Source organism: Methylobacterium planeticum (genome assembly GCF_008806345.1).
GTDB lineage: Bacteria > Pseudomonadota > Alphaproteobacteria > Rhizobiales > Beijerinckiaceae > Methylobacterium > Methylobacterium planeticum.
On the sequence record NZ_VZZJ01000010.1, the window covers coordinates 134,915 to 160,993 of the forward strand.

At 71.9% G+C, this 26,079-nt stretch carries 12 protein-coding genes; 7 read left to right on the forward strand and 5 right to left on the reverse strand.

Features of this window, described 5'->3' with window-relative positions:
• Nucleotides 1-111: 111 nt before the first annotated feature.
• From F6X51_RS13840 to F6X51_RS13850, 3 genes are read right to left on the reverse strand one after another with little or no spacing between them, the layout of a single operon-like run.
• Complete coding sequence (locus F6X51_RS13840; protein ID WP_407658546.1) at nt 112-492, reverse strand: DUF3618 domain-containing protein; 381 nt, start codon at nt 490-492, stop codon at nt 112-114.
• 8 nt (nt 493-500) lie between these two features.
• Nucleotides 501-914 carry a phage holin family protein gene (locus F6X51_RS13845; protein WP_150964242.1) on the reverse strand — a complete coding sequence of 138 codons (414 nt, stop codon included), beginning with the start codon at nt 912-914 and terminating at the stop codon, nt 501-503.
• Between the two features lie 12 nt (nt 915-926).
• A complete protein-coding gene (locus F6X51_RS13850; protein WP_246696792.1) occupies nt 927-1,490 on the reverse strand; it encodes a hypothetical protein in 564 nt (187 codons plus the stop codon).
• Nucleotides 1,491-1,985: 495 nt separating this feature from the next.
• Here F6X51_RS13850 and F6X51_RS13855 point away from each other — a divergent pair, with 495 nt between their 5' ends.
• From F6X51_RS13855 to glgB, 7 genes are all read left to right on the forward strand, one after another.
• Nucleotides 1,986-3,407 (forward strand): alpha,alpha-trehalose-phosphate synthase (UDP-forming), encoded by a 1,422-nt coding sequence (locus F6X51_RS13855; RefSeq protein ID WP_150964243.1) that lies wholly within the window; start codon nt 1,986-1,988, stop codon nt 3,405-3,407.
• Between the two features lie 49 nt (nt 3,408-3,456).
• On the forward strand, nt 3,457-5,574 hold the full coding sequence (glgX, locus tag F6X51_RS13860) for a glycogen debranching protein GlgX (protein ID WP_150964244.1): 2,118 nt from the start codon (nt 3,457-3,459) through the stop codon (nt 5,572-5,574).
• 214 nt (nt 5,575-5,788) lie between these two features.
• Nucleotides 5,789-7,591, forward strand: a complete 1,803-nt coding sequence (gene treZ / locus F6X51_RS13865; protein ID WP_150964245.1) for a malto-oligosyltrehalose trehalohydrolase — start codon at nt 5,789-5,791, stop codon at nt 7,589-7,591.
• 601 nt (nt 7,592-8,192) lie between these two features.
• Nucleotides 8,193-13,085 carry a malto-oligosyltrehalose synthase gene (locus F6X51_RS13870; RefSeq protein ID WP_150964246.1) on the forward strand — a complete coding sequence of 1,631 codons (4,893 nt, stop codon included), beginning with the start codon at nt 8,193-8,195 and terminating at the stop codon, nt 13,083-13,085.
• 150 nt (nt 13,086-13,235) lie between these two features.
• Nucleotides 13,236-16,631: a maltotransferase domain-containing protein gene (locus F6X51_RS13875; protein ID WP_150964247.1), complete on the forward strand. Its 3,396-nt coding sequence runs from the start codon at nt 13,236-13,238 to the stop codon at nt 16,629-16,631.
• Nucleotides 16,632-16,800: 169 nt separating this feature from the next.
• Nucleotides 16,801-20,067 (forward strand): maltose alpha-D-glucosyltransferase, encoded by a 3,267-nt coding sequence (gene treS, locus F6X51_RS13880; RefSeq protein ID WP_150964248.1) that lies wholly within the window; start codon nt 16,801-16,803, stop codon nt 20,065-20,067.
• Nucleotides 20,068-22,383: a 1,4-alpha-glucan branching protein GlgB gene (gene glgB / locus F6X51_RS13885; RefSeq protein ID WP_150964249.1), complete on the forward strand. Its 2,316-nt coding sequence runs from the start codon at nt 20,068-20,070 to the stop codon at nt 22,381-22,383.
• Between the two features lie 34 nt (nt 22,384-22,417).
• Here the strand turns inward: glgB and F6X51_RS13890 are convergent, their stop codons facing one another.
• A complete protein-coding gene (locus F6X51_RS13890; RefSeq protein ID WP_150964250.1) occupies nt 22,418-24,211 on the reverse strand; it encodes a methyl-accepting chemotaxis protein in 1,794 nt (597 codons plus the stop codon).
• A gap of 148 nt (nt 24,212-24,359) precedes the next feature.
• Entirely contained in the window at nt 24,360-25,895 is a 1,536-nt protein-coding gene (glgA, locus tag F6X51_RS13895) for a glycogen synthase GlgA (RefSeq protein WP_150964251.1), read from the reverse strand.
• Nucleotides 25,896-26,079 lie beyond the last annotated feature (184 nt).

The following is a 26,079-nucleotide window of genomic DNA, read 5'->3' on the forward strand; positions in this document are numbered from 1 at the left end:
CCTCGATCGGGGTGGGTCGCGGGCGAGCGCGGTGCGGGGGTCGGCGCGACGTCTCGGCGCGGGGTCTCGGCGCGGGGTCTCGGCGCGACGTCTCTGCGCGCCTTGGCCGCGTCAGGCCTGCATCTCCTCGGCGAGGTCGCGGGCCGGGTGCCGGGTCGGCTGGTCCGGGTCGTAGACGCGGGCGGCGCCGGTGTTCAGGACCGGCACCCGCTCGGCGGCGCGTCGCATCCGCCGCCGGCGGTTCTCGGCGGCGGCGTCGTTCGACATCCGGTGCAGGAGCCAGCCGATGCCCGCCGCGATGATCATGACCGGGACGGGGTTGCGCCGCACCGCCTCGAGCGCGCCGTCGTAGACGCCGTTGAGGGGGGTGCGCCGGGCCGAGCCGAGCATCTCGTCGACGATGCTCGACACCGAGAGCCGGTCCTGGATCCGGTCGATCGTCTGGTCTAGCCGGGCGCGGCTCGCCTCGATGTCCTTCTCCAACTCGTTCATCGAACTCATCAGGAAACCCTCTCGGACAGGGCACGGGCGTCCTGGCGAACCTGGCGCGTGGTGCGGGTGGGCGCGAGCGTCGAGAGCGACATGGCGGAGCGGCCCCAGAGCGCCATGCCGATCGCCAGGACGAGGAGCACGCCGCCGACGATCAGGGCGGAGAGCCATTCCGAGCCCACGATGGTGGCAAGCCACTTCACCAGGGCATCGACGAGGACGAGGAGCGCCACCACCGCGAAGACCGCGGCGCCGACGAAGCAGGCGAGCCCGATGAAGAGCGAGCGCACGTTGCTCGCCATCTCGGTGCGGAAGAGGGCGATCTCCTTGCGGGCGAGCTCGTTGGTCTCGCGCAGCGCGTCGCCGATCAGGCTCTGGATGCTGCTGGCGCCCGGGGGTGGCGTCGGGGTCGGTCCGTTCGACATGGGGCGGCGACCTCAGGCGCGGTGGCTGGGGTGGCGGCCGTCAAAGTCGCGGTCCTCGGACAGGCTCGACGACTTGATGAAGCGGGCGGCGATGAAGCCCGCCACGAAGGTGCCGACCGCGACCGCCACCGGCGCCCGCCGGGCGAAGGCCTCCGCCTCCTCGTAGAAGTCCGTGAAGCTGCGCGCCTCGATCGAGCCGCCGAGCTGCTCCAGGCCCTCGGCGGCGCTGTCGAAGAAGGCTTTGATGTTCGGGCGGTCGTCGAAGGTGCGGCTCGAATCCCGCAGCGTCCGGGCGAGGTCGCTGACCGACTGGGCGGCGTCGCCCTTGCGGCGCTCGACGTAATCCTGCGCCTGGGCCCGGGCCGCATCCATCAGCCCGCGCCCGCGCTCGACCGCAACGTCGGCGATGTCCTCGACGTCGCCCTTCAGACCGCGCCAATCCGCCTGCTCGTCCGCCGCGGAGGCCCCGGCGGGCGGGGCCGCGGAAGAAGCCGCGGAAGACGCCGCGGCCGAGGCCGGGGAGGCGGGACCACCGGCGTGACCCGACGTCTGATGGGGAAACTCGCTGGCGGCCATGGGGCGTACTCCTTGCGCAGGCGCCGGGCGGAGCCGCCGGAGGCGCGTCGGGGTGAGGCATGATGTCGGCTGAGTAACCGCCCCGGCTGCCGCCGGTTCCGCACCGTCCCCCCGGGGGATCCCGGGCCGGCCCGCGCCTTGCTCCGGGCCCCGGCACGCGGGGGCATCGGGCGGGGGACGGGGCGGCGATCGGGTCTCCCGCGGGGCGGCAAGTCAGGCTTCGTTCAGGTGATGCGGCGCAGCATCGGCCAAGGTTGAGCGGGTGGGATCGGGAGCCAGGGCCGCGCGGCCTCACAGGGCATCGCGGCCGTCCGGAGTGGAACAGGCCGGGATTTTCCTCGTGCGAGCGCGGATTCGGCATCTTGACCCGGGGGTCGCGATCGCGCTTGGCTAGCGCCAACGGATCGCGCTCGGCTTCCGCGCGTTCACCCGAGGAAACGTATGGTCGAGCGCGGGGTCCTCCGCGCTCGCGCCCTGAGGACCGGAGCCGGCTTCGTGGCACGCCTAGTGATCGTATCGAACCGCGTGGCCGTGCCCGAGGAGGGCAGCAAGGCGGTGGCAGCCGGCGGCTTGGCCGTTGCCGTGAAGGAAGCCTTCACGGGCTACGAGGGGCTGTGGTTCGGCTGGAGCGGCAACGTCGTCGAGGACCCCTCCGAGGAACCGACCCTGATCGACCGCGACCGCGTCCAGTACGCGGTGGTCGACCTCTCACCCCAGGACCACCGGGAATACTACGCGGGCTTCGCCAACCGGGCCCTGTGGCCGATCATGCATTACCGGCTCGGCCTCGGCGCCTTCTCGCGCTCGGACTATGCGGGCTATTGCCGGGTCAACCGGATCTTCGCGCGCCAGCTCGCCAGGCTCGTCGAGCCCGACGACATCATCTGGGTGCACGATTACCACCTGCTGCCGCTCGCCTCGGAGCTGCGCGGCCTCGGCATCGCCAACCCGATCGGCTACTTCCACCACATCCCCTGGCCCGCCGCGGACGTGTTCAACACCCTGCCGGCCAGCAACGACCTCCTGCGCGCCATCGCGGATTACGACCTGATCGGCCTGCAGACCGACCCGGACGTGCAGAACCTGCACCGCAACCTCTGCGACACGCTGCGGGCGATCCCGCTGGGCGGCGGCTCGCTCATGGTCGACGGGCGCCGCACCCGCATCCGCTCCTTCCCGATCGGGATCGACGTGGCGGGCTTCAAGGACGCGGCCGAGAAGGCGAACTCGAACAAGACCGTGCGCGACACGATCGCGGGCCTGCGCACCCGCAAGCTGCTGGTCGGCGTCGACCGGCTCGACTACTCGAAGGGGGTGCCCGAGCGCATGGAGGCGGTGGAGCGCTTCTTCGCCTCGAATCCCGACCAGCGCGGCAACCTGGTCTACATCCAGATCACGCCCAAATCCCGCAGCGAGGTGCCGGAATACGAGCAGCTCTCCCGCGAGGTCAACGAGACCGTGGGCGAGATCAACGGCGCGCTCGGCGACCCGGCCTGGACCCCGATCCAGTACGTCACCAAGGCCTATCCGCGGCCGGTCCTGGCAGGGCTCTACCGGGCCGCCCGCGTCGGCCTCGTGACGCCGATGCGCGACGGCATGAACCTCGTCGCCAAGGAATACATCGTGGCGCAGAGCGAGGAGGATCCGGGCGTCCTCGTCCTCTCCAAGTTCGCGGGCGCGGCACGCCAGCTGCCCGAGGCGCTGCTGGTGAACCCCTATGACCGCTTCGAGGTCGCCGAGGCGATCCGGACCGCGCTCTACATGCCGCGGGGCGAGCGCCTGGAGCGCTGGAAGCCCATGGTCGAGCGCATGACCCGCGAGGACGTGGATTGGTGGGCGCGCAACTTCCTCTCGGAGCTCGAGAACTTCCGCACCGTGGAGCGCGAGCCGCCGACGGCCGCCGCCGCGGCCGAGTAGCCCGCCGGACCATGCCAGGGGCCGCCGATCGCGTCCGGTCGCGCCGCGCATGATCGCGGTCGACGACGGCGTGCCGGCTCCGCTCGGCGCGCATTTCGACGGGCGCGGCGTCAACTTCGCGCTGTTCTCCGAGAACGCCACCGCGGTCGACCTCTGCCTGTTCGACCCGGGCGAGCGCCACGAGACCCGCACGATCCGCCTGCCCCGGCGCACCGACGACGTCTTCCACGGCTACCTCCGGGGCGTCCTGCCCGGGCAGCTCTACGGCTACCGGGTGCACGGGCCCTGGGACCCGGCCCGGGGCCACCGCTTCAACCCGGCCAAGCTCGTCCTCGACCCCTACGCCCGGGAGATCGCGGGGCGCATCCACTGGCACGATTCCCTCTACGCCTACCGGCGCGGCCTGCAGCGGCCGGACCAGATCGACCGCCGCGACAGCGCGCTGCACATGCCGAAGGGCGTGGTCACCGCCCCCGAGGTGCCCGACCTCGCGCTCCAGCCGGTTCGGCGGCCCCTGTCCGAGACCGTGATCTACGAGGCGCACGTCAAAGCGCTGACGATGACCCACCCGGAGGTGCCGGAGGCCGAGCGCGGCACCTACGCGGCCCTGGCGCACCCCGCCATCATCGAGCACCTGTGGAAGCTCGGCGTCACCGCCCTCGAATTGCTGCCGATCCAGGCCTTCGCGGACGACCGCTTCCTGGTCGAGCGCGGCCTCGTCAACTTCTGGGGCTACTCGCCGCTCAACTACTTCGCCCCCGATCCGCGCTATCTCGGGGCGAGCGGCATCACCGGCCTCAAGGCGGCGATCCGCGAGCTCAACGCGGCCGGGATCGAGACCATCCTGGACGTCGTCTACAACCACACCGCGGAGGCCGACCATACCGGCCCGACGCTCTCGTTCCGGGGCATCGACAACGCCGCCTACTACAAGCTCGACCCCGCCGACCCGCGCCGCGAGATCGACTGCACGGGCTGCGGCAACACCTTCGAGGCGGCCCATCCGCGGGTGATGCAGCTCATCCTCGATTCCCTGCGCCACTGGGTGACGGCCTACGGGGTGGCGGGCTTCCGCTTCGACCTCGCCTCGAGCCTCGGGCGCGCGCCCCACGACTTCACCCCGCGGGCGGCCTTCTTCCAGGCCGTGGCGCAGGACCCGGTGCTCGCCCGGGTCAAGCTCATCGCCGAGCCCTGGGACATCGGCATGGGGGGCTACCAGCTCGGCGGCTACCCGCGGGGCTGGAGCGAGTGGAACGACCAGTTCCGCGACAGCGTGCGGGGCTTCTGGCGGGGCGATCCCGGCCAGCTGCCGAAGCTGACGCAGGGGCTGTCGGGCTCCCGCGAGATCTTCGCGCCCTCGCGCCGCTCGCCGCTGGCCAGCATCAACTTCGCGGCGAGCCACGACGGCTACACCCTGGCGGACGTCGTCGCCTACGAGGAGAAGCACAACGCGGCCAACGGCGAGGACAACCGCGACGGGCACGGCCACAACGTCTCGCGCAATTACGGGGTCGAGGGCCCGACGGAGGATCCCGGCATCCGGGCGCTCCGGGCGCGCCAGACCCGCAACCTCCTGGCCACGATCTTCCTGGCGCAGGGCGTGCCCATGCTGCTGATGGGCGACGAGCGCGCCCGCACGCAGGGCGGCAACAACAACGCCTATTGCCAGGACAACCCGACGAGCTGGATGGACTGGGCGCGGGACCCCGACCCGGACCTCGCGGCCTTCGTGGCCGCCCTGACGCGCCTGCGCCGGGAGCAGCCGGCCTTGCGCCGCCGCGACTTCCTCGACGGGGCCCGCATCGCCCCCGACGCCCCCTTGCGCGACGTGCACTGGCTCGCCCCCGACGGCACCGAGATGGACGAGGCCGACTGGGGGGACGCCGCGCGGCGCTGCCTCGGCATGCAGATCGGCAACGACATCGCGCATGGCGAGCGCGTCCTCGTGCTCCTCAATGCCGGGGAGGCGGCCTGCGACTTCGCCCTCAGCCCGCTGATCGGCGGGCCCTGGCGCCCGGTCTTCGACACGGCCCTGCCGACCGGGGCGGTGCCGCCGGGCCACGCCCCCGTCCGCGCCGGCGCCCACGTGGCGATGCCGGCCCGCTCGGTCCTCGTGCTCACCGGCGGGAACGGGACGGTCGCGGGCTTCGTGCCCGGGACCGCCTGAGGGCCCCGCCGCCCCGGCCCCGATCCGCGCCCCGCGCCCCGCAATCGCCGGCCGAGGCGTCGCATTTTGCACCGGACCGGCGCGGGGCACCGGTTGCCGCTTTCCTGCGCCGCCATAGTTGCGGTGCGGGGAACCAGACCGATCCGGGCGGCCTTCTCAGGATGGCGGCCCCCGACACGCCAGCACATGTGCGACAGATGAGGATGGTGGCCTGATGCGGCGCGCCCATACGATGGCCTTTGGCAGCGAGCTCTCCGGGACCGGGGCGCGCTTCGCCCTCTGGGCGCCCACCGCCCGGGACGTCACCCTCGTGGTCGACGGAGCCGACCACGCGCTCCCCGAGGCCGGGGAGGGCTGGCGCCGGGCCGAGGTGCCGGGCGTCCGGGCCGGCGCCCGCTACGGCTTCCGCATCGACAGCGACCTCGTGGTGCCCGACCCCGCCTCGCGCTTCCAGCCGGACGACGTCTCGGGCCTGAGCGAGCTCGTCGACCCGGCGGCCTATCGCTGGGGCGACGCCGCCTGGACCGGCCGCCCCTTCGAGGAGGCGGTGATCTACGAGCTCCATGTCGGCACGGCGACGCCGGAGGGCACCTATGCGGGGCTCGAGGCCAGGCTCGCGGCGCTGCGCGACCTCGGGGTCACGGCGATCGAGCTCCTGCCGATCGCGGATTTCAAGGGGACCCGCAACTGGGGCTACGACGGGGTGCTGCCCTACGCCCCCGACGCCGCCTACGGCCGCCCCGAGGACCTCAAGCGCCTGATCGACCGGGCGCACGCCCTCGGGCTGATGGTCTTCCTCGACGCGGTCTACAACCATTTCGGCCCCGCCGGGAACTACCTCCACGCCTACGCCAGGACCTTCTTCACCGAGCGCCACCAGACCCCCTGGGGCGCCGGCATCAACTTCGACGGGGCCGAGAGCGGCCACGTGGTGCGCCAGTACTTCCTGCAGAACGCCCTCTACTGGCTGGAGGAGTACCATTTCGACGGCCTGCGCTTCGACGCCGTCCACGCGATCCTGGACGATTCCGAGCGCCACTTCCTGGCCGAGCTCGGCGAGACCGTGCGCGCGCGCCTGCCGAACCGGCACGTCCACCTGATCCTCGAGAACGAGGCGAACCAGGCCCGCTGGCTCGAGCGCGACGCCCGCGGCACCCCGCTCCAGCACGACGCCCAGTGGGCCGACGACCTGCACCATTGCTGGCACGTGCTGCTGACCGGGGAGGATGCGGGCTATTACGAGAGCTTCGCCGACAAGCCGGTCGAGCACCTCGCCCGCTGCCTGTCGGAGGGCTTCGCCTACCAGGGCGAGCCCTTCAAGACCCTCGGCGACCACCCCCGCGGCGAGCCCTCGGCCCACCTGCCGCCCTCGGCCTTCGTCACCTTCCTGCAGAACCACGACCAGGTCGGCAACCGGGCGCTCGGCGAGCGCCTGAGCCAGCTCGCCGACCCGGCCCAGCTCGACCTCGCCCGCGCCGGGCTGCTGCTCGCCCCCCAGATCCCGATGCTGTGGATGGGCGAGGAATGGTCGGCCTCGACGCCGTTCCTGTTCTTCGTCGACTTCGCGCCGGATGCGGCGCTGAACAAGGCGGTGCGCGAGGGGCGGCGGCGGGAGTTCAAGAGCTTCGCGGCCTTCGCGGACGACACCTCGGTGATCCCGGACCCGACCGAGGAGAAGACCTTCCGGGATTCGAAGCTCGACTGGTCGGAGCGCGAGCGCTCGCCCCACCGGGAGGTCCTGGCCGAGACGACGCGGCTCCTCGCGCTCCGGCGCGAGCACGTCGTGCCCCTGACGAAGACCGCCTACCGGGGCGCCGCCGCCACCCTGCCGCGCCCCGACGTGGTCGACTGCACCTGGCGCTTCGCCGGCGGCACCCTGCGCTTCGTCGCCAATCTCGGCACGCGGGAATTCGGGATCGATCCCGGCGCGGCCCGCACGGTCTGGACGAACGCCCCCGATCCCGCCCGCGCCCTCCCGGCCTGGACCGGCCTCTTCCTGACGAGCCCCGCGGAATGACGCCGCACCCGGCGCCGGGCCGACGCATCCCTGACGCGGCGATCCCGCGCCCGGTCCCGCGCGGCGGCGCCACCCCCTCCGGGCCGGTCGCGTGCGCACCGGGTGGGGGGGGCGCGCTGTCCGGAGAGGTCGCCTCCCTCACCCCGACCCTCTCCCGCGCGGGAGAGGGGGTGCGTCGCGCTTCCCGTGCCCGTCGCGGAGGGCGGCCCGCCCCACCTCTCCCGTCCGGGAGAGGTCGAGTGCGCGACAGCGCACCGGGTGAGGGGTGCGACTTTTCCGGATACGTCGCACCCCTCTCCCGCACGGGAGAGGGGGCGGGTCGCGCTGCTCGCTCCCCTGAACGGTATGCCGCGGAAAGCCCTGCGCCCCACCTCTCCCGTCCGGGAGAGGTCGAGTGCGCGACAGCGCACCGGGTGAGGGGTGCGACGCATCCGGATACGTCGCACCCCTCACCCCAACCCTCTCCCGCACGGGAGAGGGGGCCCGTCGCGCCACCCGCGCCTGTCAGTCAGTCCGCCGGGCGCGGCGGCCCGGGACGCGGATGCGGCGCCGACGGCGCCCCGCACCCCACCCACGAACCCCAGACCACGGATCAACATCAGTGAGCGGCACCCTCGAACAGCTCGCCGACCTCGTCGGCGTCGCGGCCGGCTACACGGACGCCTTCGGAGCCCGGGTCGAGACCGCGCTGGAGACGCGGCGGGGGTTGCTCGCCGCCCTCGGCTTTCCGGTGGCGACCGACGCGGAGGTGGCCGAGAGCCTGCGGGCGGTCGAGGCCCTGCGCCGCGGCCTGATCCCGCCGCTGCTGCCGGTCGAGGCGCGGCGCAGCCACCGGGTTCCGGTGCTCGGCGGGGCCGGGACCCTGGCCTGGCGCCTCGTCGACGAGCGCGGTCAGGCGCGCGAGGGCCGGATGGCGCTCGGCGCCGAGGGTGCGCTGGAGCTGCCGCCGCTGACGCCGGGCTACCATCACCTCAGCGTCAGCCTCGGCGAGGCGCGGGCCGATTCCTGGGTGATCGCCGCGCCCCAGCGCTGCTGGCGTCCCCGGGCCTACGCGGACGAGGGCGCCCGCGACTGGGGCCTCGCGGCGCAGCTCTACGGCCTGCGCTCGCCGGGCAATCTCGGCATCGGCACCTACGCGGATGCGGGGCGGGCCGCGACGGATGCGGGCCTGCGCGGCGCCTCCTTCCTGGGGCTCAGCCCGGTCCATGCCCTGTTCGAGAGCGACCGCTCGAAGATCTCGCCCTACTCGCCCTCCTCGCGCCTCTTCCTCGAGACCCTGTTCATCGAGCCCGACCGGCTGCCCGGCTTCGAGGGCTCGCGGGCCGAAGCCCTGCTGCGCGAGCAGCGGCCGCGGATCGAGGCCCTGCGCGACGCGGCCCTCGTCGATCACCAGGGGGTCTGGGAGGTGCTGTCGCCCGTGCTGCGGGCGCTCTGGGAGGAATCCGGGGCGCGCGCCGGCACCGATGCGGGCTTCGACGAATTCCGCCAGGAGGGCGGGGAGACCCTGCGATCCCACGCCACCTTCGAGGCGATCTCCGCCCATTTCCGCGGGCAGGGCGCGCACTGGCTCGGCGACTGGCCGGAGGCGTACCGCCGCGCCGGCACCGAGGCGGTGCGGGCCTTCGCGGCCGAGCACGCGGAGGCGGTGCGCTACCACGCCTGGCTGCAATACCTCGCCGACCGCCAGCTCGGCGAGGCGGCCGAGGCGGCCCTCGACACCGGCATGCGCCTCGGGCTCTACCGCGACCTCGCGGTGGGCGCCGACCGCGGCGGCTCGGAGGTCTGGTCGCATCCCGAGCGCTTCGCCAACGGCGTCTCGATCGGCGCCCCCCCGGACCTCCTCGCCCCGAAGGGCCAGGATTGGGGATTGCCCGCCTTCGACCCGCTGGAGATGGAGCGCGACGGGCTCGCGGCCTTCCGGGCCCTGGTGCGGGCGAACATGCGCCATGCCGGCGCGATCCGCATCGACCACGCCTTCCAGCTCGCCCGGCTCTACCTGATTCCGGTCTCCGGCAGCGCCCGGGACGGCGCCTACGTGGCGATGCCCTTCGAGCCGATGCTGGCGGTGCTGCGCCTCGAGAGCCACCGCAACAAGTGCCTCGTCATCGCGGAGGACCTCGGCACGGCGCCCGAGGGCTTCTCCGACGCGCTGATGCAGGCCGGCATCCTGAGCTACCGGATCCTCGCCTTCGAGCGCGAGCACGGGGGCGGCTTCAAGGCGCCCGGCGCCTATCCGCGCGACGCCCTGACGGCCATCACCACCCACGACCTGCCGACCTTCGTCGGCTGGTGGCGCGGCGTCGACACCGACACGCGACAGTCGCTGGGCCTCTACGACGCCGACCGGGCGGATGCCGAGCGCGGCGAGCGCGTCACCGAGCGCCAGAAGCTCACCGAGGTCCTGGCCTCCGAGCAGCTCCTGCCCTCCTACGACCCGCCCGAGGCCGCGCCCTTCGAGGCCGCCGCCCGCTACCTCGCCCGCGCCCCCTCGATGCTCACCGCCGTGCAGTACGAGGACGTGGTGTCCGAGCTGAGCCAGGCCAACGTGCCGGGCTCCACCGAGGGCTATCCGAACTGGCGGCGCAAGCTCGACCGCGACCTCGAATCCATCGCCGCCCCCGGCGGGCCGCTGGCCAAGCTCGCCGCCGCGCTCTCGGCGGAGGAGCGGGGCCCGCGCTCGGGCGCCGCGCGCCTCGCCACGGACGCGCCCCGCGCCACCTACCGGCTGCAGTTCCACAAGGACTTCACCTTCGCGGATGCGGAGCGGATCGTCCCCTACCTGGCGCGGCTCGGGATCAGCCACGTCTACGCCTCGCCCCTGCAGAAGGCGCGGCCGGGCTCGACCCACGGCTACGACATCGTCGACCACGGGGCGATCAACCCCGAGCTCGGCGGCGAGGCCGGCTTCATCCGGCTCTCGGACGCCATGCGGGCGCACGGCCTGCGGCTCCTCCTCGACATCGTGCCGAACCACATGGGGGTCGGCGGCGCCGACAACCCGTGGTGGCTCTCGGTGCTCGAATGGGGCCCGCTCTCGCCCTTCGCGCACGCCTTCGACATCGACTGGGAGCGCCAGGGCGCGAACCGCAACCTCGTGATCCCGTTCCTCGGCGACCGCTACGGCGAGGCCCTGGAGAAGGGCACCCTGGAGCTGAAGTTCGACGGGGCGGCCGGCGCCTTCAGCGTCTGGCACTACGAGCACCAGTTCCCGATCCGGCCGCTGAACTACCCGACCATCCTGAACCGCGTCCTGGCGGCGTCGAGCGAGGTCGACGACGACGCCTCGGCCGAGCTGCTCTCGATCTCCGAGCGCCTGCGGGTGATGGGCGAGGAGACGGTGCCGGAGCGCCGCCGCGCCTTCCCGGAGGAGGCGGAGGGGCTGAAGCAGCGCCTCGCCGACGTGGTGCGCGAATCCCCCGCGATCCGCGACGCGCTGCAGCGGACCCTGCGGCTCCTCAACGGCTTCAAGGGCCGGCCCGACAGCTTCGGGCCGCTGCACCGTCTGCTCGAGAGCCAGGCCTACCGCCTCGCCCATTGGCGGGTGGCGTCCAGCGACATCAACTACCGGCGCTTCTTCGACGTGAACGCGCTCGCGGGCCTGCGCGTCGAGAAGTCCGACATCTTCCACCGCTCGCACGAGACCGTGTTCCGGCACGTGCGCGAGGGCCGGATCGACGGCCTGCGCATCGATCACATCGACGGGCTCGCCGACCCGCTCGGCTATGCCCGCGCGCTCCAGGCCGCCATCGGCCCCGGCTTCTACGTGGTGGTGGAGAAGATCCTCGAGCCCGGCGAGCGCCTGCGGCCCTGGCCGGTGGCGGGCACCACCGGCTACGACGTGCTCAACCAACTCGACGGGATCCTGGTCGATGCGGCCAAGCGCGGCCGGATCAAGCGCCTCTACGAATGGGCCACGGGCTACGACGAGCCCTACGGCTTCCAGCTCCGCGCCGCCAAGGCGGAGATCCTGGAGATCAGCTTCGCGAGCGAGCTCGAGGTGCTGACCGCCGACCTCAAGGAGATCGCGGATTCCGACCGGCGCACCCGCGACTTCTCGGTCAACGCCATCCGGCGGGCCCTGATCGAGATCATCGCCCGCTTCCCGACCTATCGCAGCTACCTGCCCCCCGACCTCGACGAGAGCGACGTCGAGGCCGAGGACGTGCGCCTGATCGAGGGGGCGGTCGCCAAGGCCAAGCGCTGGAGCGCACTGCCCGACCGCTCGGTCCACGACTTCGCCGCCAACGCGCTCCTCGGCCGCGTCGAGACCGCGGGACCGGGGCGCCCGGAGCCGCGGGTGGTCCTGCGCTTCCGCCGCCGCTTCCAGCAGCTCACCGGGCCGGTGATGGCCAAGAGCCTGGAGGACACGCTGTTCTACCGTTACGCCATGCTGCTCGGCCTCAACGAGGTCGGGGGCGATCCGGGCGAGTACGGCATCGACGCCGAGCATTTCCACGCGCTCCAGGCGGCGCGGGCCCGCGACTGGCCGAACGCCATGATCACCACGGCGACGCACGACACCAAGCGCGGCGAGGATGCCCGCACCCGCCTCCTCGCCCTCTCGGAGATGCCCGAGGAATGGGCGCGGGCCTGGGACCTCTGGCGCGAGACCGCCGCCCCCCATCTCGGCAGCCTCGACGAGGAGCCCGCCCCCGACGCCAACGACCAGTGGATGTTCTTCCAGGCGATCCTGGGCGCCTGGCCGATCGAGCTCCTGGAGCGGGACGACGACGCCGCGATCGCGGATTTCCGGGCCCGCCTCACCGCCTATTCGGAGAAGGCGCTGCGCGAGGGCAAGCGCCGCTCGAGCTGGGTCAATGTCGACGAGGCCTACGAGGGCGCGGTCCGCACCCTGTTCGAGGGCCTGATCGCGCCGGGCTCGGGCTTCCTGGCGAAGCTGCGCCCCTTCGCGCGGCGCCTCGCCCATCTCGGGATGATCGGCAGCCTCGGGCGCACCGTCCTCAAGGCGACCCTGCCGGGCCTGCCGGACACCTACCAGGGCACCGAGTTCTGGGACTTCTCCTTCGTCGACCCGGACAACCGCCGCCCGGTCGATTACGCCGCCCTGAGCCGGGCGCTGGAGGCGCGCGGGCCCGCCCCCGACCTCCTGGCCAGCTGGCCGGACGGGCGGGTGAAGCAGGCGACGCTCGGGGCGCTCCTGGCCGACCGCGGCGAGCGCCCCGGCTTCTACGCCGAGGCCGGCTACCAGCCCGTCGCCGCGCGCGGGGAGCGGGCGGGCTACGTCATCGCCTTCACACGATCGGATGCGATGACGGAGACGGGCGACCTGCTGGTGGCCGTGCCGCGCCTCGTGTCCCAGATGGTGCGGGAGGGGCGCTGGTCGGGCGAGGCCTTCGCGGGCACCGAGATCGACCTTCCCGAGGAGAGCCGCTGGCGCGACATCGTCACGGGCGCGACCTGCGAGGGGGGGCCGGCCGATCTCGGCCGGTTGTTCGCGGACCTGCCCTACGCCGTCCTGCGCCGGACGGAATAGGGCGCGCGCCGAGCGCCCGGCCCTCCCGCCGGGAGGGCCATCCCCGCCGGTCGGGGCCTGTCCCGGAGCCGGGAGGGGGACCCGGGCGGGGTCCGGGCCGTTGAGACGACACCCGCGTCGAGACCATCGCGTCAATCAGCCGAGGCCAGCATGAACGCACCGACCACAGCACCGACCACCGCCCAGGGCACCCGCACGGCGACCGGCGCGGGCGGCGTGCCGCTGCCGGCGGGCCTCGCGCCCCGGGCCGAGGGGCCGCGCATCTACAACCTGTTCCCGCTCCTCGTCGGCCGGGTCTCGGACTGGACCCGCGAGCTGCCGCGCATCGCCGGGCTCGGCTTCGACTGGGTCTACCTCAACCCCTTCCACCAGACCGGGGGCTCGCGCAGCCTCTACGCGGTGGCCGACATCGACAGCCTCGACGAGCGCCTGCGCGACCTCGACGGCACCCCGGACGACGAGCAGATCCGCCGCTTCTGCGCCGCCGCCGCGGCCGAGGGCCTGCGCGTGATGACCGACCTCGTGGTCAACCACGCGGCCAATGACGGGCGCCTCGCCAGCGAGCGCCCCGACCTGTTCGTCAAGGACGAGGCCGGCCGGCCCGCGAGCCCCTACGCGGTCGATCCCGACGACCCGTCGAAGCGCACGGTCTGGGGGGACCTGGCCGAGCTCGACTACCATTCCGAGCCTGCCCGCTCCGAATTGACCCGGATCTGGGACGGCTACGTCGCCCGGCTCCAGGGCCTCGGCGTCGCGGGCTTCCGGTGCGACGCCGCCTACAAGGTGCCGCCCGAGGTCTGGCGCGCGCTGATCCAGGGCGCCAAGGGCCGCGACCACGCCTGCCTGTTCGCCGCCGAGACCCTGGGCTGCACCTTCGCGGAGGCCCGCGCCACCGCGGGCGCCGGGTTCGACTACCTGTTCAACTCCTTCGCCTGGTGGGACCTGAGGGCGGGCTGGGCGATCGAGCAATACGAGCGCCTGCGGACCCTCGCGCCCTCGATCGCCTTTCCGGAGAACCACGACATGGCCCGGCTCGCCGCCGGCGCGGCGGGGGGCCCGGCCGCCCTGGCCGAGCGCCTGCGCGGCCGCTACGCCCTGGCGGCCTTCTTCTCGGCGGGCGTGCTGATGCCGATCGGCTACGAGTGGGGCTACACCCGCGCGCTCCACGTGGTCGAGACGAATCCGGCCGACCGCGAGACCGGGACCGGCCTCGACATCTCGCGCTTCGTGGCGGCGATCAACGCGCTGAAGGCCGAGTTGCCGGCGGCCAATGTCGAGGGGGCGCAGCTGCGCCTGTCCGCGCCGGACGCCGACGCCGTCGCCCTCGTGCGCTTCGATACCGGCCACCCGGCTTCCGCCCGCCACGCGGTGCTGGTCCTCCACAATCCCACCGCCCGCAACGCCCCGGTCGATGCCGGGGCGCTGATCGCCCGGACCGGCGGGCAGCTCGGGCCCTTCGTCGACCGCACCCCGGAGGCGGAGCCGATCGCCTTCCACGCGGGCTGCGCCATCGACCTCGTGCCGGGCGAATTGCGCATCCTCTCGGCCGAGGCCGCGAAGGTCGCGACCCTGCCGAGCCGCGGCCGGCCGAGCGGCGAGGGCCGCGTCGTGATCGAGGCCGTGACCCCGGAGATCGACGGCGGGCGCTCCCCCGTGAAGCGCGTCGTCGGCGAGAGCCTGCAGGTCGAGGCCGACATCTTCTCGGACGGGCACGAGATCATCAACGCGGCGATCCTCTCCCGCGTCGTCGGCGAGACCGCGTGGCGGCGCGACCGCATGGTCTTCGTCGACAACGACCGCTGGAGCGGCCACTTCCCGCTGGAGAGGAACGCCCGCTACGAATTCACCATCGAGGCCTGGCGCGACGCCTTCTCGTCCTGGGTCCGGGACACGATGAAGAAGCGCGATGCCGGACTCGACCTCACCCTCGAGACCATCGAGGGGATCGAGCTGGTTCAGGCCGCCGCCGACCTCGCCACCGGGCGCGACAAGGAGCGCCTCGCCGCCCTCGTGTCGGCCATCGCCGCCGAGGAGACCGGCTCGACCGCCCAGCTCCGCCGCATCCTCGACCCCGCGGCCACGACGCTGATCCGCCGCAACGCCGAGCGGGTCAACGCCTCGCGCTACCCGGTCGAGATCCCGGTCATCGCCGACCGCCTCGCGGCGCGGTTCTCGGCTTGGTACGAGATCTTCCCGCGCTCGCAATCGGGGGACCCGAACCGCCACGGCACCTTCGACGACGTGATCGCGCGCCTGCCCGAGATCCGCGAGCTCGGCTTCGACGTGCTCTACTTCACCCCGATCCACCCGATCGGGCGCACCAACCGCAAGGGCAAGAACAACACCCTCAAGGCGGAACCCGGCGACGTCGGCTCGGTCTACGCGGTGGGCGCGGCGGAGGGCGGCCACGAGGCCGTCCATCCCGAACTCGGGACGCTCGCGGATTTCGAGCGCCTGGTGGCGGCGAGCCACGCCTACGGCATGGAGATCGCCCTCGATTTCGCGATCCAGTGCTCCCCCGACCATCCCTGGATCAAGACCCACCCCGAATGGTTCGAGTGGCGCCCCGACGGCACGCTCCGCTTCGCCGAGAACCCGCCGAAGAAGTACGAGGACATCTCGAACGTCCACTTCTACGGCGGCGCGCTGCCCTCGCTCTGGATCGAGCTTCGCGACATCGTGATGGGCTGGGCCGCGCGCGGCGTGCGCATCTTCCGGGTCGACAACCCGCACACCAAGCCGATCCCGTTCTGGGAGTGGATGATCGCCGAGGTGAACGGACGCTATCCGGACGTCATCTTCCTGGCCGAGGCGTTCACCCGGCCGAAGATGATGAAGAAGCTCGCCAAGGCGGGCTACCAGCAGAGCTACACCTACTTCACCTGGCGCAACACCAAGCAGGAGTTGACCGAGTACGCCCTCGAGCTCGCCGGCCCGATGGGCGACTATTACCGGCCGAACTTCTTCGCCAACACGCCGGACATCAACCCGCACTACCTGCAGACGAGCGGGCGCCCGGGCTTCGTCGTGCGGGCGACGCTGGCCGCCACGCTCTCGTCGGTCTACGGCATCTACAACGGCTTCGAGCTGTGCGAGGCCGCGCCCTACCCGGGCAAGGAGGAGTACCTCAACTCCGAGAAGTACGAGCTGAAGGCCTGGGACCACGACCGGCCGGGCAACATCCGCGACCACATCGTCAAGCTGAACCGCATCCGGCGCGAGAACCCGGCCTTCTGGGACTTCCGCAACGTCCACTTCACGGGCGCCTTCAACGACAGCATCATCGCCTACGCCAAGCTGACGCCCGAGGGCGACAATTGCGTGTTCGTGATGGTGAACCTCGATCCGAAGAACCGTCAGGAATGCACCTACGAGGTGCCGCTCTGGCTCCTCGGACAGCCCGACCACGGCTCGGTCGAGGTCGAGGACCTGCTCCAGGGCTACACCTTCGAATTGCGGGGCAAGTCCCACCGCATCGCCCTCGACCCGGCGGAGCGCTCCTGCATCATCTGGCGCCTTCGGGTGCCGCGGCGGGTTGCGGAGTAGGGCCTTTGCGTGTCAGCAGGAGCCAGCCGCGGCGGGCCGTCCCGTCGCGCTCTCGCCCAGATGATGGGGTCGTAACCCCTCCCACCGTTCGCATTCATCGACCGACCGATCACGTCGTGCGGGAGCTGGCAACGAACGCCCTTGATCCGACGCATGAGGCAGCGACGCGATGATCGATCGCAGCGATCCGCAATGGTACCGTGACGCCATCATCTACCAGATCCACGTCAAGTCGTTCTTCGACGCGAACAACGACGGGATCGGGGATTTCGAGGGGCTGACGCAGAAGCTGGACTACGTCCGCGACCTCGGGGTCACGGCGATCTGGCTGATGCCGTTCTATCCCTCGCCGCTCCGCGACGACGGCTACGATATCGCGGATTACCGCGACATCAACGCCTCCTACGGCGACATGGACGCCTTCCGGCGCTTCGTCGACGCCGCGCACGAGCGGGGCCTGCGGGTCATCACCGAGCTCGTCATCAACCACACCTCGGACCAACATCCCTGGTTCCAGCGGGCCCGCGAGGCGCCGGCCGGCTCCCCCGAGCGCGACTTCTACGTCTGGTCGGATTCCGACAAGCCCTACGGCGACACCCGCATCATCTTCCTCGACACCGAATCCTCGAACTGGACCTGGGACCCGGTCGCCAAGCAGTACTTCTGGCACCGCTTCTACAGCCACCAGCCCGACCTCAACTTCGACAACCCGGCGGTGCTCGAGGCCGTCATCGAGGTGATGCGCTACTGGCTCGACATGGGCGTCGACGGCCTGCGCCTCGACGCGATCCCCTACCTGATCGAGCGAGACGGCACGAACTGCGAGAACCTCCCCGAGACCCACGACGTCATCAAGGCGATCCGGGCGGCCCTCGACGCGAGCTACCCGGACCGGATGCTGCTGGCGGAGGCCAACCAGTGGCCCGAGGAGACCGCCCAGTATTTCGGCGACGGCGACGAGTGCCACATGGCATTCCACTTCCCGCTGATGCCGCGCATGTACATGGCGATCGCCCGGGAGGACCGGCACCCGATCACCGACATCATGCGCCAGACCCCGGAGATCCCCGAGGGCTGCCAATGGGCGATCTTCCTGCGCAACCACGACGAGCTGACCCTCGAGATGGTCACCGCGGAGGAGCGCGACTACCTCTGGTCCTTCTACGCCGCCGAGCGCCGGGCCCGGATCAACCTCGGCATCCGCCGCCGCCTCGCGCCGCTCCTCGAGAACGACCGGCGCAAGATCGAGCTGATGAAGTCCCTCGTCCTGTCGATGCCCGGCACGCCGGTGCTCTATTACGGCGACGAGATCGGCATGGGCGACAACATCTATCTCGGCGACCGCGACGGCGTGCGCACCCCGATGCAATGGTCCCCCGACCGCAATGGCGGCTTCTCGCGCTCCGACCCCGCCCGCCTGTTCCTGCCCGCGATCCAGGACCCGATCTACGGCTTCGACGCCATCAACGTCGAGGCGCAGACGCGCTCGCAGACGAGCCTGCTCAACTGGACGCGGCGCATGATCGCGATCCGCAACAACAGCGTCGCCCTCGGGCGCGGCGGGATGCAGTTCCTGTACCCGTCGAACCGGAAGGTGCTGGCCTGGATCCGCGAGTTCGCGGGCGAGCGCGTGCTCTGCGTCGCCAACCTGTCGCGGGCGCCCCAGGCGGTGCAGCTCGACCTGTCGGAACTGCGCAGCGCCGTGCCGATCGAGCTCACCGGCGGAAGCGAGTTCCCGCCCATCGGCGAGCTGCCCTACCTGCTGACGCTGCCCTCCTACGGTTTCTACTGGTTCACCCTCTCGGCGGCCAATACCGGCACGGTCGGGCCCCAGCCCGAGCCGCCCGAACTGTTCACCCTGGTCCTGACCGGGGGCATCGAGACCCTGATGGCGGGGCGCGAGCGCACCGCCTTCGAGCGCACCGTGGTGCCGCCCTTCATCGCCAGCCGCCGCTGGTTCGGCGCCAAGGGCTCGCGCATCCGGTCGGTGCAGGTCACCGATTCGGCCGCCCTCAAGGAGGGGCACGGCGAGGCCAGGTTCCTGCTGCCGCGGGTGGCCGTGAACCTCTCGAACGGCGAGCGCCAGGAATACTTCGTCCCGGTCGGCGTCGACGAGGGCCGCGAGGACGAGGGCCTCCTGAGCCACGCGGTCGCCCGGGTTCGCCGCGGGCCCCGCACCGGCCTCCTCTACGGGGCCGCGGCCTCGCCGGCCTTCGCCATCAGCCTCGTGGAGAGCATGCGGGCGGGCCGCGAGATCCCGAGCGAGACCGGGACCCTCGTGTTCTCGTCGACCTCGGCCTTCGACCCCGAGATGCCCTTCGAGGAGAGCGACGTGCGCCGCCTCTCGGCCGAGCAGAGCAACACCTCGATCGCCATCGGGGCGAAGATGATGCTCAAGCTGCTGCGCCGGCTCCAGCCCGGGACCCATCCCGAGGTCGAGGTCGGGCGCTTCCTCACCGAGGAGGCCCATTTCGCCAACACCCCGGCGCTGCTCGGCACCCTGGAGCACGTGGCGCCGGACGGCACCCGCACGGCGCTCGCCGTGCTGCAGCGCTTCGTCCTCAACCAGGGCGATGCCTGGACCCTGATGCTCGAGGGCCTGCGCCGGGACTTCGACACCGTGGTGCTCGCCCCCGAGAGCGAGGCGCCCTCGCCGGAGGAGGCCTTCAACGCGCATCTGCGCTGGGCGGAACTCCTCGGGCGCCGCACCGCCGAGATGCACAACGCCTTCGCGATCGAGACGCCGGACCCGGCCTTCGCGGCGGAGCCCTTCACGCAGGAGGACCTCGACGTGCTCGGGCGCGACGCGCGCCACCAGGCGGACCGGGCCTTCCGGGGCCTCACCGGCATGGCCGAGCGCGGCCTCGACGCCGCCCGGCCCGCGATCGCCGCGCTCACCGCCCGCCGCGGCGAGGTCGAGACGCTGATCGCGAGCCTGACCGCCGCGGCGCCGAAGGGCGCCTGGAAGACGCGCATCCACGGCGACTACCATCTCGGGCAGGTGCTCGCCTCCGAGGGTGACCTCGTCATCGTCGACTTCGAGGGGGAGCCCTCGCGGCCGGCCGACGAGCGCCGGGCGAAGTCGACGCCGCTGCGCGACGTCGCCGGGATGCTGCGCTCCTTCGCGTACGGGGCCGAGACCGTCACCCGCGAGATCGCCAGCCGCTTCTCGGATTCCGAGGAGCGCGCCCGCAACGCCTCGATCGCCTGGCGCGGCATGATCGATGCAGCCTTCCTCGAGGGCTACGACGTCGCCGCCCGCAACAGCCGCGCCGCCGTCACCGACCCGGCGACGCACGACCGCCTGCTCAAGCTCTGCCTCCTGACGAAGGCGCTCTACGAGGTGGATTACGAGGCGAACAACCGCCCGGACTGGATCGAAATCCCCGCACGGGGGGTTCTCAACATTCTGGACGAGACCAAGAGAGGCATCTGAATGACGGGCATTGACGAGAAGTTCGCGGGCAAGGCCGACCTCGCATCGGGGGCGGCCCGACCTGCGGACGTCCCGCCGCTCGCCCCGAAACCGGCGGCGCCGCAGGAGCCCGCGAGGGCGGAGACGCCGAAGGGCGTCCACCCGGACGCCATCGCGGCCGTGATGGCCGGCAGCCACGGCGACCCCTTCGCGGTGCTCGGGCCTCACCAGATCGATCCGAAAACCTGGGAGGTCCGCGCGGTCCTGCCGGAGGCGAAGTCCGCCGCCCTGATCACGGGCGGGCGCAGCGTCCCGTTCGAGCGCCGCCACCCGGACGGGTTCCACGTCGCCCGGGTCGAGGGGGAGGGCCGCCCGCTCTACGAGATCGAGGTCGAGGGCTGGGACGGCCAGGCCCGGCGCCGCTACGATCCCTACGGCTTCGGCTCGTCCCTGGAGCAGCACGACATCAACGCCCTGCGCGAGGTCGGCAGCAACGTGGTCTACCGCGTGCTCGGCGCGCAGGCGGGCAAGCTCGACGGCATCGACGGCTTCCGCTTCGCGGTCTGGGCCCCGAATGCCCGGCGCGTCAGCGTCGTGGGCGACTTCAACGACTGGGACGGCCGCCGCCACCCGATGCGCCTGTGGCAGGACGGGGGCGTCTGGGAGCTGTTCGTGCCCGGCCTCGAGATCGGCGCACACTACAAGTTCGAGATCCGCGGCCCCGACGGGTCGCTCCTGCCCCTCAAGGCCGACCCGCTCGCCTTCGCGGCCCAGAAGCCGCCGGAGACCGCCTCGGTGCTGCAGGGCACCAGCGAGCCGACCTGGCACGACAAGGCCTGGATGTCGACGCGGGGCGCCAAGGACCCGCGCCACTCCGCCATCTCGATCTACGAGGTGCATCTCGGCTCGTGGGCGCGGGTGCCCGACGAGGGCAACCGCTACCTGACCTACCGGGAGCTCGCCGCCCGCCTCATCCCCTACGTCAAGGAGATGGGCTTCACCCATATCGAGATGCTGCCGATCACGGAATTCCCGTTCGATGGCTCATGGGGCTACCAGCCCGTCTCGCTGTTCGCCCCGACCAGCCGCTTCGGCACGCCGGAGGATTTCGCCGCCTTCGTCAACGCGGCCCACGAGGCCGGCATCGGCGTGATGCTCGACTGGGTGCCGGGCCACTTCCCCCTCGACGCCCACGGCCTCGGCCAGTTCGACGGCACCCACCTCTACGAGCACGCCGACCCGCGCCAGGGCTTCCACCAGGATTGGGGCACCTACATCTACAATTTCGGCCGCGCCGAGGTGGCGACCTTCCTGGCGGCCAATGCCCGGTTCTGGCTCGAGCACTACCACCTCGACGGCCTGCGCGTGGATGCGGTCGCGTCGATGCTCTACCTCGACTACTCGCGCCGGGCGGGGGAGTGGATCCCGAACCAGTACGGCGGCAACGAGAATCTCGACGCCATCCACTTCCTGCGCAAGACCAACGAGGCGACCTACAGCCACGCCCCCGGCACCATCACGGTGGCGGAGGAATCGACCTCCTGGCCCGGCGTCTCGCACCCGACATACACGGGCGGCCTCGGCTTCGGCTTCAAGTGGAACATGGGGTGGATGCACGACACCCTGCAGTTCATCTCCAAGGAGCCGATCCACCGGCGCTACCACCATCACGACCTGACCTTCGGGCTGCTCTACGCTTTCTCGGAGAACTTCATCCTGCCGCTCTCCCACGACGAGGTCGTGCACGGGAAGGGCTCGATGCTCGGCAAGATGCCGGGCGACCGCTGGCAGAAATTCGCGAACCTCCGCGCCTATTACGGCTACATGTGGGGCCACCCGGGCAAGAAGCTGCTCTTCATGGGCGGCGAGTTCGGGCAGGAGCGGGAGTGGAACCACAACCAGTCCCTGGACTGGCACCTCCTCGACGATCCCCTGCACCGGGGCGTCAAGGACGTGATCCGCGACCTCAACCACCTCTACCAGACCACGCCGGCCCTCTACGCCCGCGATGCCGAGCATACGGGCTTCCAGTGGCTCGTGGCGGACGACCAGGACAACAGCGTCATTGCCTGGGCCCGCAAGGGCGCCGAGCCGAACCAGATCGCCATCGTGGTCGCGAACTTCACGCCGGTCGCCCGCAAGGGCTACCGCATCGGCGTGCCGGCGCCGGGATTCTACCGCGAGGCCTTCAACTCGGACGCCGAGGGCTACGGCGGCTCGAATGTCGGCAACATGGGCGGCCTCCACGCGGAGGCGACGGCGAGCCACGGGCAGGGTCAATCCCTGGACCTGACCCTGCCGCCGCTCGGCACGATGATCTTCGTGCTGGAGATCTGACCCTCGCCCAGGGCGGCCTCGGGCCAGGGCGGCCTCAGGCCGCCCGGATGGTCGCGAGGAAGCGCGCGATCTCGGCGTCGAGCGCATCGGACTGGCGCGACATCGCGGTGGCGTGGTCGAGGAGCCGCGTCGCCTCCTTGCCGGATTCGTCGGCGATGTCGGCCACTCCGGTGATGTTGGCGGTGACGGCGCCGGTCCCGTCCGCCGCCTCGCCGACGCTGCGGACGATCTCGCTCGTGGCCGCGCCCTGCTCCTCGACGCCGGCCGCGATCGCGGCCGAGACCGCGCTGATCTCCTCGATCCGGGTCGTGATCCCGGCGATCGCCGCCACGGCCTGCCGCGTCGCGCCCTGGATCGCGCCGATCTGCTCGCGGATCTGGTCGGTGGCGCGGGCGGTCTGCCCGGCCAGCGCCTTCACCTCCGAGGCCACCACCGCGAAGCCCCGCCCGGATTCCCCGGCCCGCGCCGCCTCGATGGTGGCGTTGAGGGCGAGGAGATTGGTCTGGCTCGCGATGGCGCTGATCATCGCCACGACGTCGCCGACCCGCGTCGCCGCCGTGCTCAGATCCTCCACGAGGCCCGCAATCCGGCTCGATTCCGCCGCGACGGACTTCGCCAGGGTGGCCGAGCCGCCGACCTGGCGGGCGATCTCCTGCACCGAGGCGCTCAGTTCCTCCGCGGCGACCGCGACGCTGCCGACATGGGCCGAGGCCGCCTGCGCCGCCTCCGCGACGGCGCTGGAGCGGCTCGCCGTCTCGCTCGCCGTGCCGGTCATCGCCCCGGCCGTCTCCCGCACCTGCCCGGCCGAGGCCGTGACCGTCCGCAGGATGCCCCCGACCGCCGCCTCGAAGGAGGCCGCGACCGCGTCCATCTCGGCCCGGCGCGCCTGCAGGCGCGTGCGCTCCGCCTCCGTGGTCTGGTCGTCCCGGGCCCGCGCGAGGTCCTGCCGGAACGCCTCGAGGCGCCGCGCCATGTCGCCGACCTCGTCGGCCCGGGCCTGTCCCGGCACCGCGGTGGCGTAGTCGCCCGCCGCGATCCCGCCCATCGCGGCGCCGATGGCGGCGTAGCCGCGCACCAGGGCCCGGTAGGCGAACCAGCCGAGGCCGAGGCCCGACGCGATGGTGGCGAGGAGGGCCGCCAGGACGACGCCGAACCAGAACCGGGCGGTGACGCCCTGCGCCCGCACGGCCTCGTCGGTGCGGCTCTTGAGCATCCCGTAGAAGTCGTCGAGGGGGCGCATGATCTGCGCCTTGAAGCCGTGATAGGCCGGCGAGTGGAGCAGCGCGACCGCCCGGAGCCGGTCCCGATCCGGGTTCGGCTCGGCCAGGGGCCGGCCGCCGGCGTCCTTGCCCTCCACGAGGTTCATGGCCTCGACCTCGAGCTTGACCAGGCCATCGGAGTTCCGGACGGATTCCGCGAGCTTGTCCTTCTCGGCTTGGGCGAAGCCGAGCCGGTCCATCAGGGCCGCGATCGAGGCGGTCTCGCCGTCCGGGCGCGGCTTCGCCTGGCCGGCCCCCACGAAGTCCCAGTAGATCCGCTGGTAATCGGTCGGGCGCGGCTTGTGGCCGCCGCGGATGTCGAGGACGTCCTGGTACTGCCGCTTCCAGCTCGGGTCGCCGGTCACCACGTAGGTGCGGCCGAGGCGGGTCAGGTCGTCGGAGCCCTGCCGGATCTCGTCGGCCAGGAGGATCGAGTCGAGGCGCGCCTCGTGGGCCGCGACCATGCCGGTGACGGCGCTGCCGTAGCGCTCGATGGCGAGCGCCAGGGCGGCGCCGGAGACGAGGCTGACGACGCAGAGCGTCGAGAAGGTCTTGACCAATGAGCCCATGCTGCACGTCCCCTGAATTCAGGGGAAATCTACAGAGAGATTCGATGATAGTGCATTAAGGCTGCCGGGCCCCGAGCATCCCCGTTGGGAAGTCGAAGATATGTTTGTGTTCAGGCTTGGCGCGCCGCGCCGTCCGGCGTGACAGGCCTCAGGCCGCGCGCCAGCGCACGGCCGCGTTGTTGCCGAAGGCGCGGGCGTAGAGGGCGGCGTAGTGCGTCGCCGCGCCGTCCCAGCCGAAGCTGCGCGCCATCGCGGTGCGGCGCATGGCGTTGAAGCGCTTCTTCTGCCCGAAGGTGTCGAAGGCCCGCCGGATCGCGCTGCCGAAGCCCTTCGGCGACCCCTCCGAGAAGGTGAAGCCCGTCACCCCATCCTCCACCGTGTCGGCGAGCCCGCCGGTGCGGCGCACGATCGGCAGGGAGCCGAAGCGCTGGGCATACATCTGCGCCAGCCCGCAGGGCTCGAAGCGCGAGGGCATCAGCAGGAAGTCGCTGCCGGCGAACATCCGGCGCGCGTCGGTCTCCTGGAAGCCCACATGGACCCCGACCGCGTCGGGGTGCTTGCGGGCGAGGCCCCGCAGCGCGTCCTCGAAGCGGCTCTCGCCCTGGCCGATGACGACGAGCTGGCCACCCTCCTGCACGATGCTCTCGGCGGCCTGGATCGAGAGGTCGATGCCCTTCTGGTGGACGAGGCGGGAGACGATGGCGAAGAGGGGCCCACGCGAGACCGCGAGGCCGAATTGCCGCCGCACCGCCTCGGCATTGGCGCGCTTGCCCTTCCAGTCGTCGGGCTCGAACCGGGTGACGAGGTGCGGGTCGGTGCGCGGGTCCCAGCTCTCGTCGATGCCGTTGATGATGCCGGCAAGGCGCCCCTGCTGGGCGCGGGTGCGGATCAGCCCGTCGAGACCGCAGCCGGATTCCGGCGTCATGATCTCGCGGGCGTAGGTCTCGCTCACCGTGGTGACGTGCGAGGCGTAGTAGAGGCCGGCCTTCAGGAAGGAGAGCTGCCCGTAGAACTCGACGCCGTTCATCTGGAAGGCGTGGTCGGGCACGCCGAGCCGGGCGAGGTTGTCGCGCGGGAACAGGCCCTGGTAGGCGAGGTTGTGGATCGTCAGCACGCTCGGCACGCGCAGGCCGCGCCAGGCGAGGTAGGCCGGCGCCAGGGCGGCCTGCCAGTCGTTGAGGTGCAGGAGGTCGGCGGCCCAGGCCGGGTCGGCCCCGAGGGCGATCTCGGCGGCCGCGAGGCTGAGGCGGGCGAAGCGCAGGTCGTTGTCGCCGAAATCCCCGTCGGCGTTGCCGTAGGGGGTGCCGTCGCGCTCATAGAGCTCGGGGCTGAGCAGGACGTAGATGCGCAGGCCGTCGCCGGTCTCGACGAGGCCGAGGTCGCAGGCCGGCACCCCCGCCTGCGCCTCGAGGCGCGCCACCACCGGGATGTCCGGGTAGGCGCCGACGACCTGGCGGTAGCCCGGGATCAGCACCCGCACGTCGAAGTGGCGGCGCAGGGCCCGGGGGAGGGCGCCCGCGACCTCGCCGAGGCCGCCCGTCTTCACGAAATCCGCCATCTCGGGGGTGGCGTAGAGGATGCGGGGCTGGAGCGAGGTGCGAAGGTCGGGGAGGGCGGATCGGTAATCGGTCGGGGCTGATCCGGACGCGGACGGACGGTCCTCAACGGGCTCGGCATACGCCATGTAAGCATTCTCGCGGCGGGCGGACTGCCCAAGGCGGGCGCCGCCCGCAACCAACGTCGACATCCTGAACGCCCTCGCGCATCGCCGGTTCCGCTGCGATGCACAAGTCAGGCCACGGTTAGGGTTAAACTTCGGTTTCGCCGTACCGCAATGCAGTAAGAATTCCGTCGCGGCAAGGCCGGTG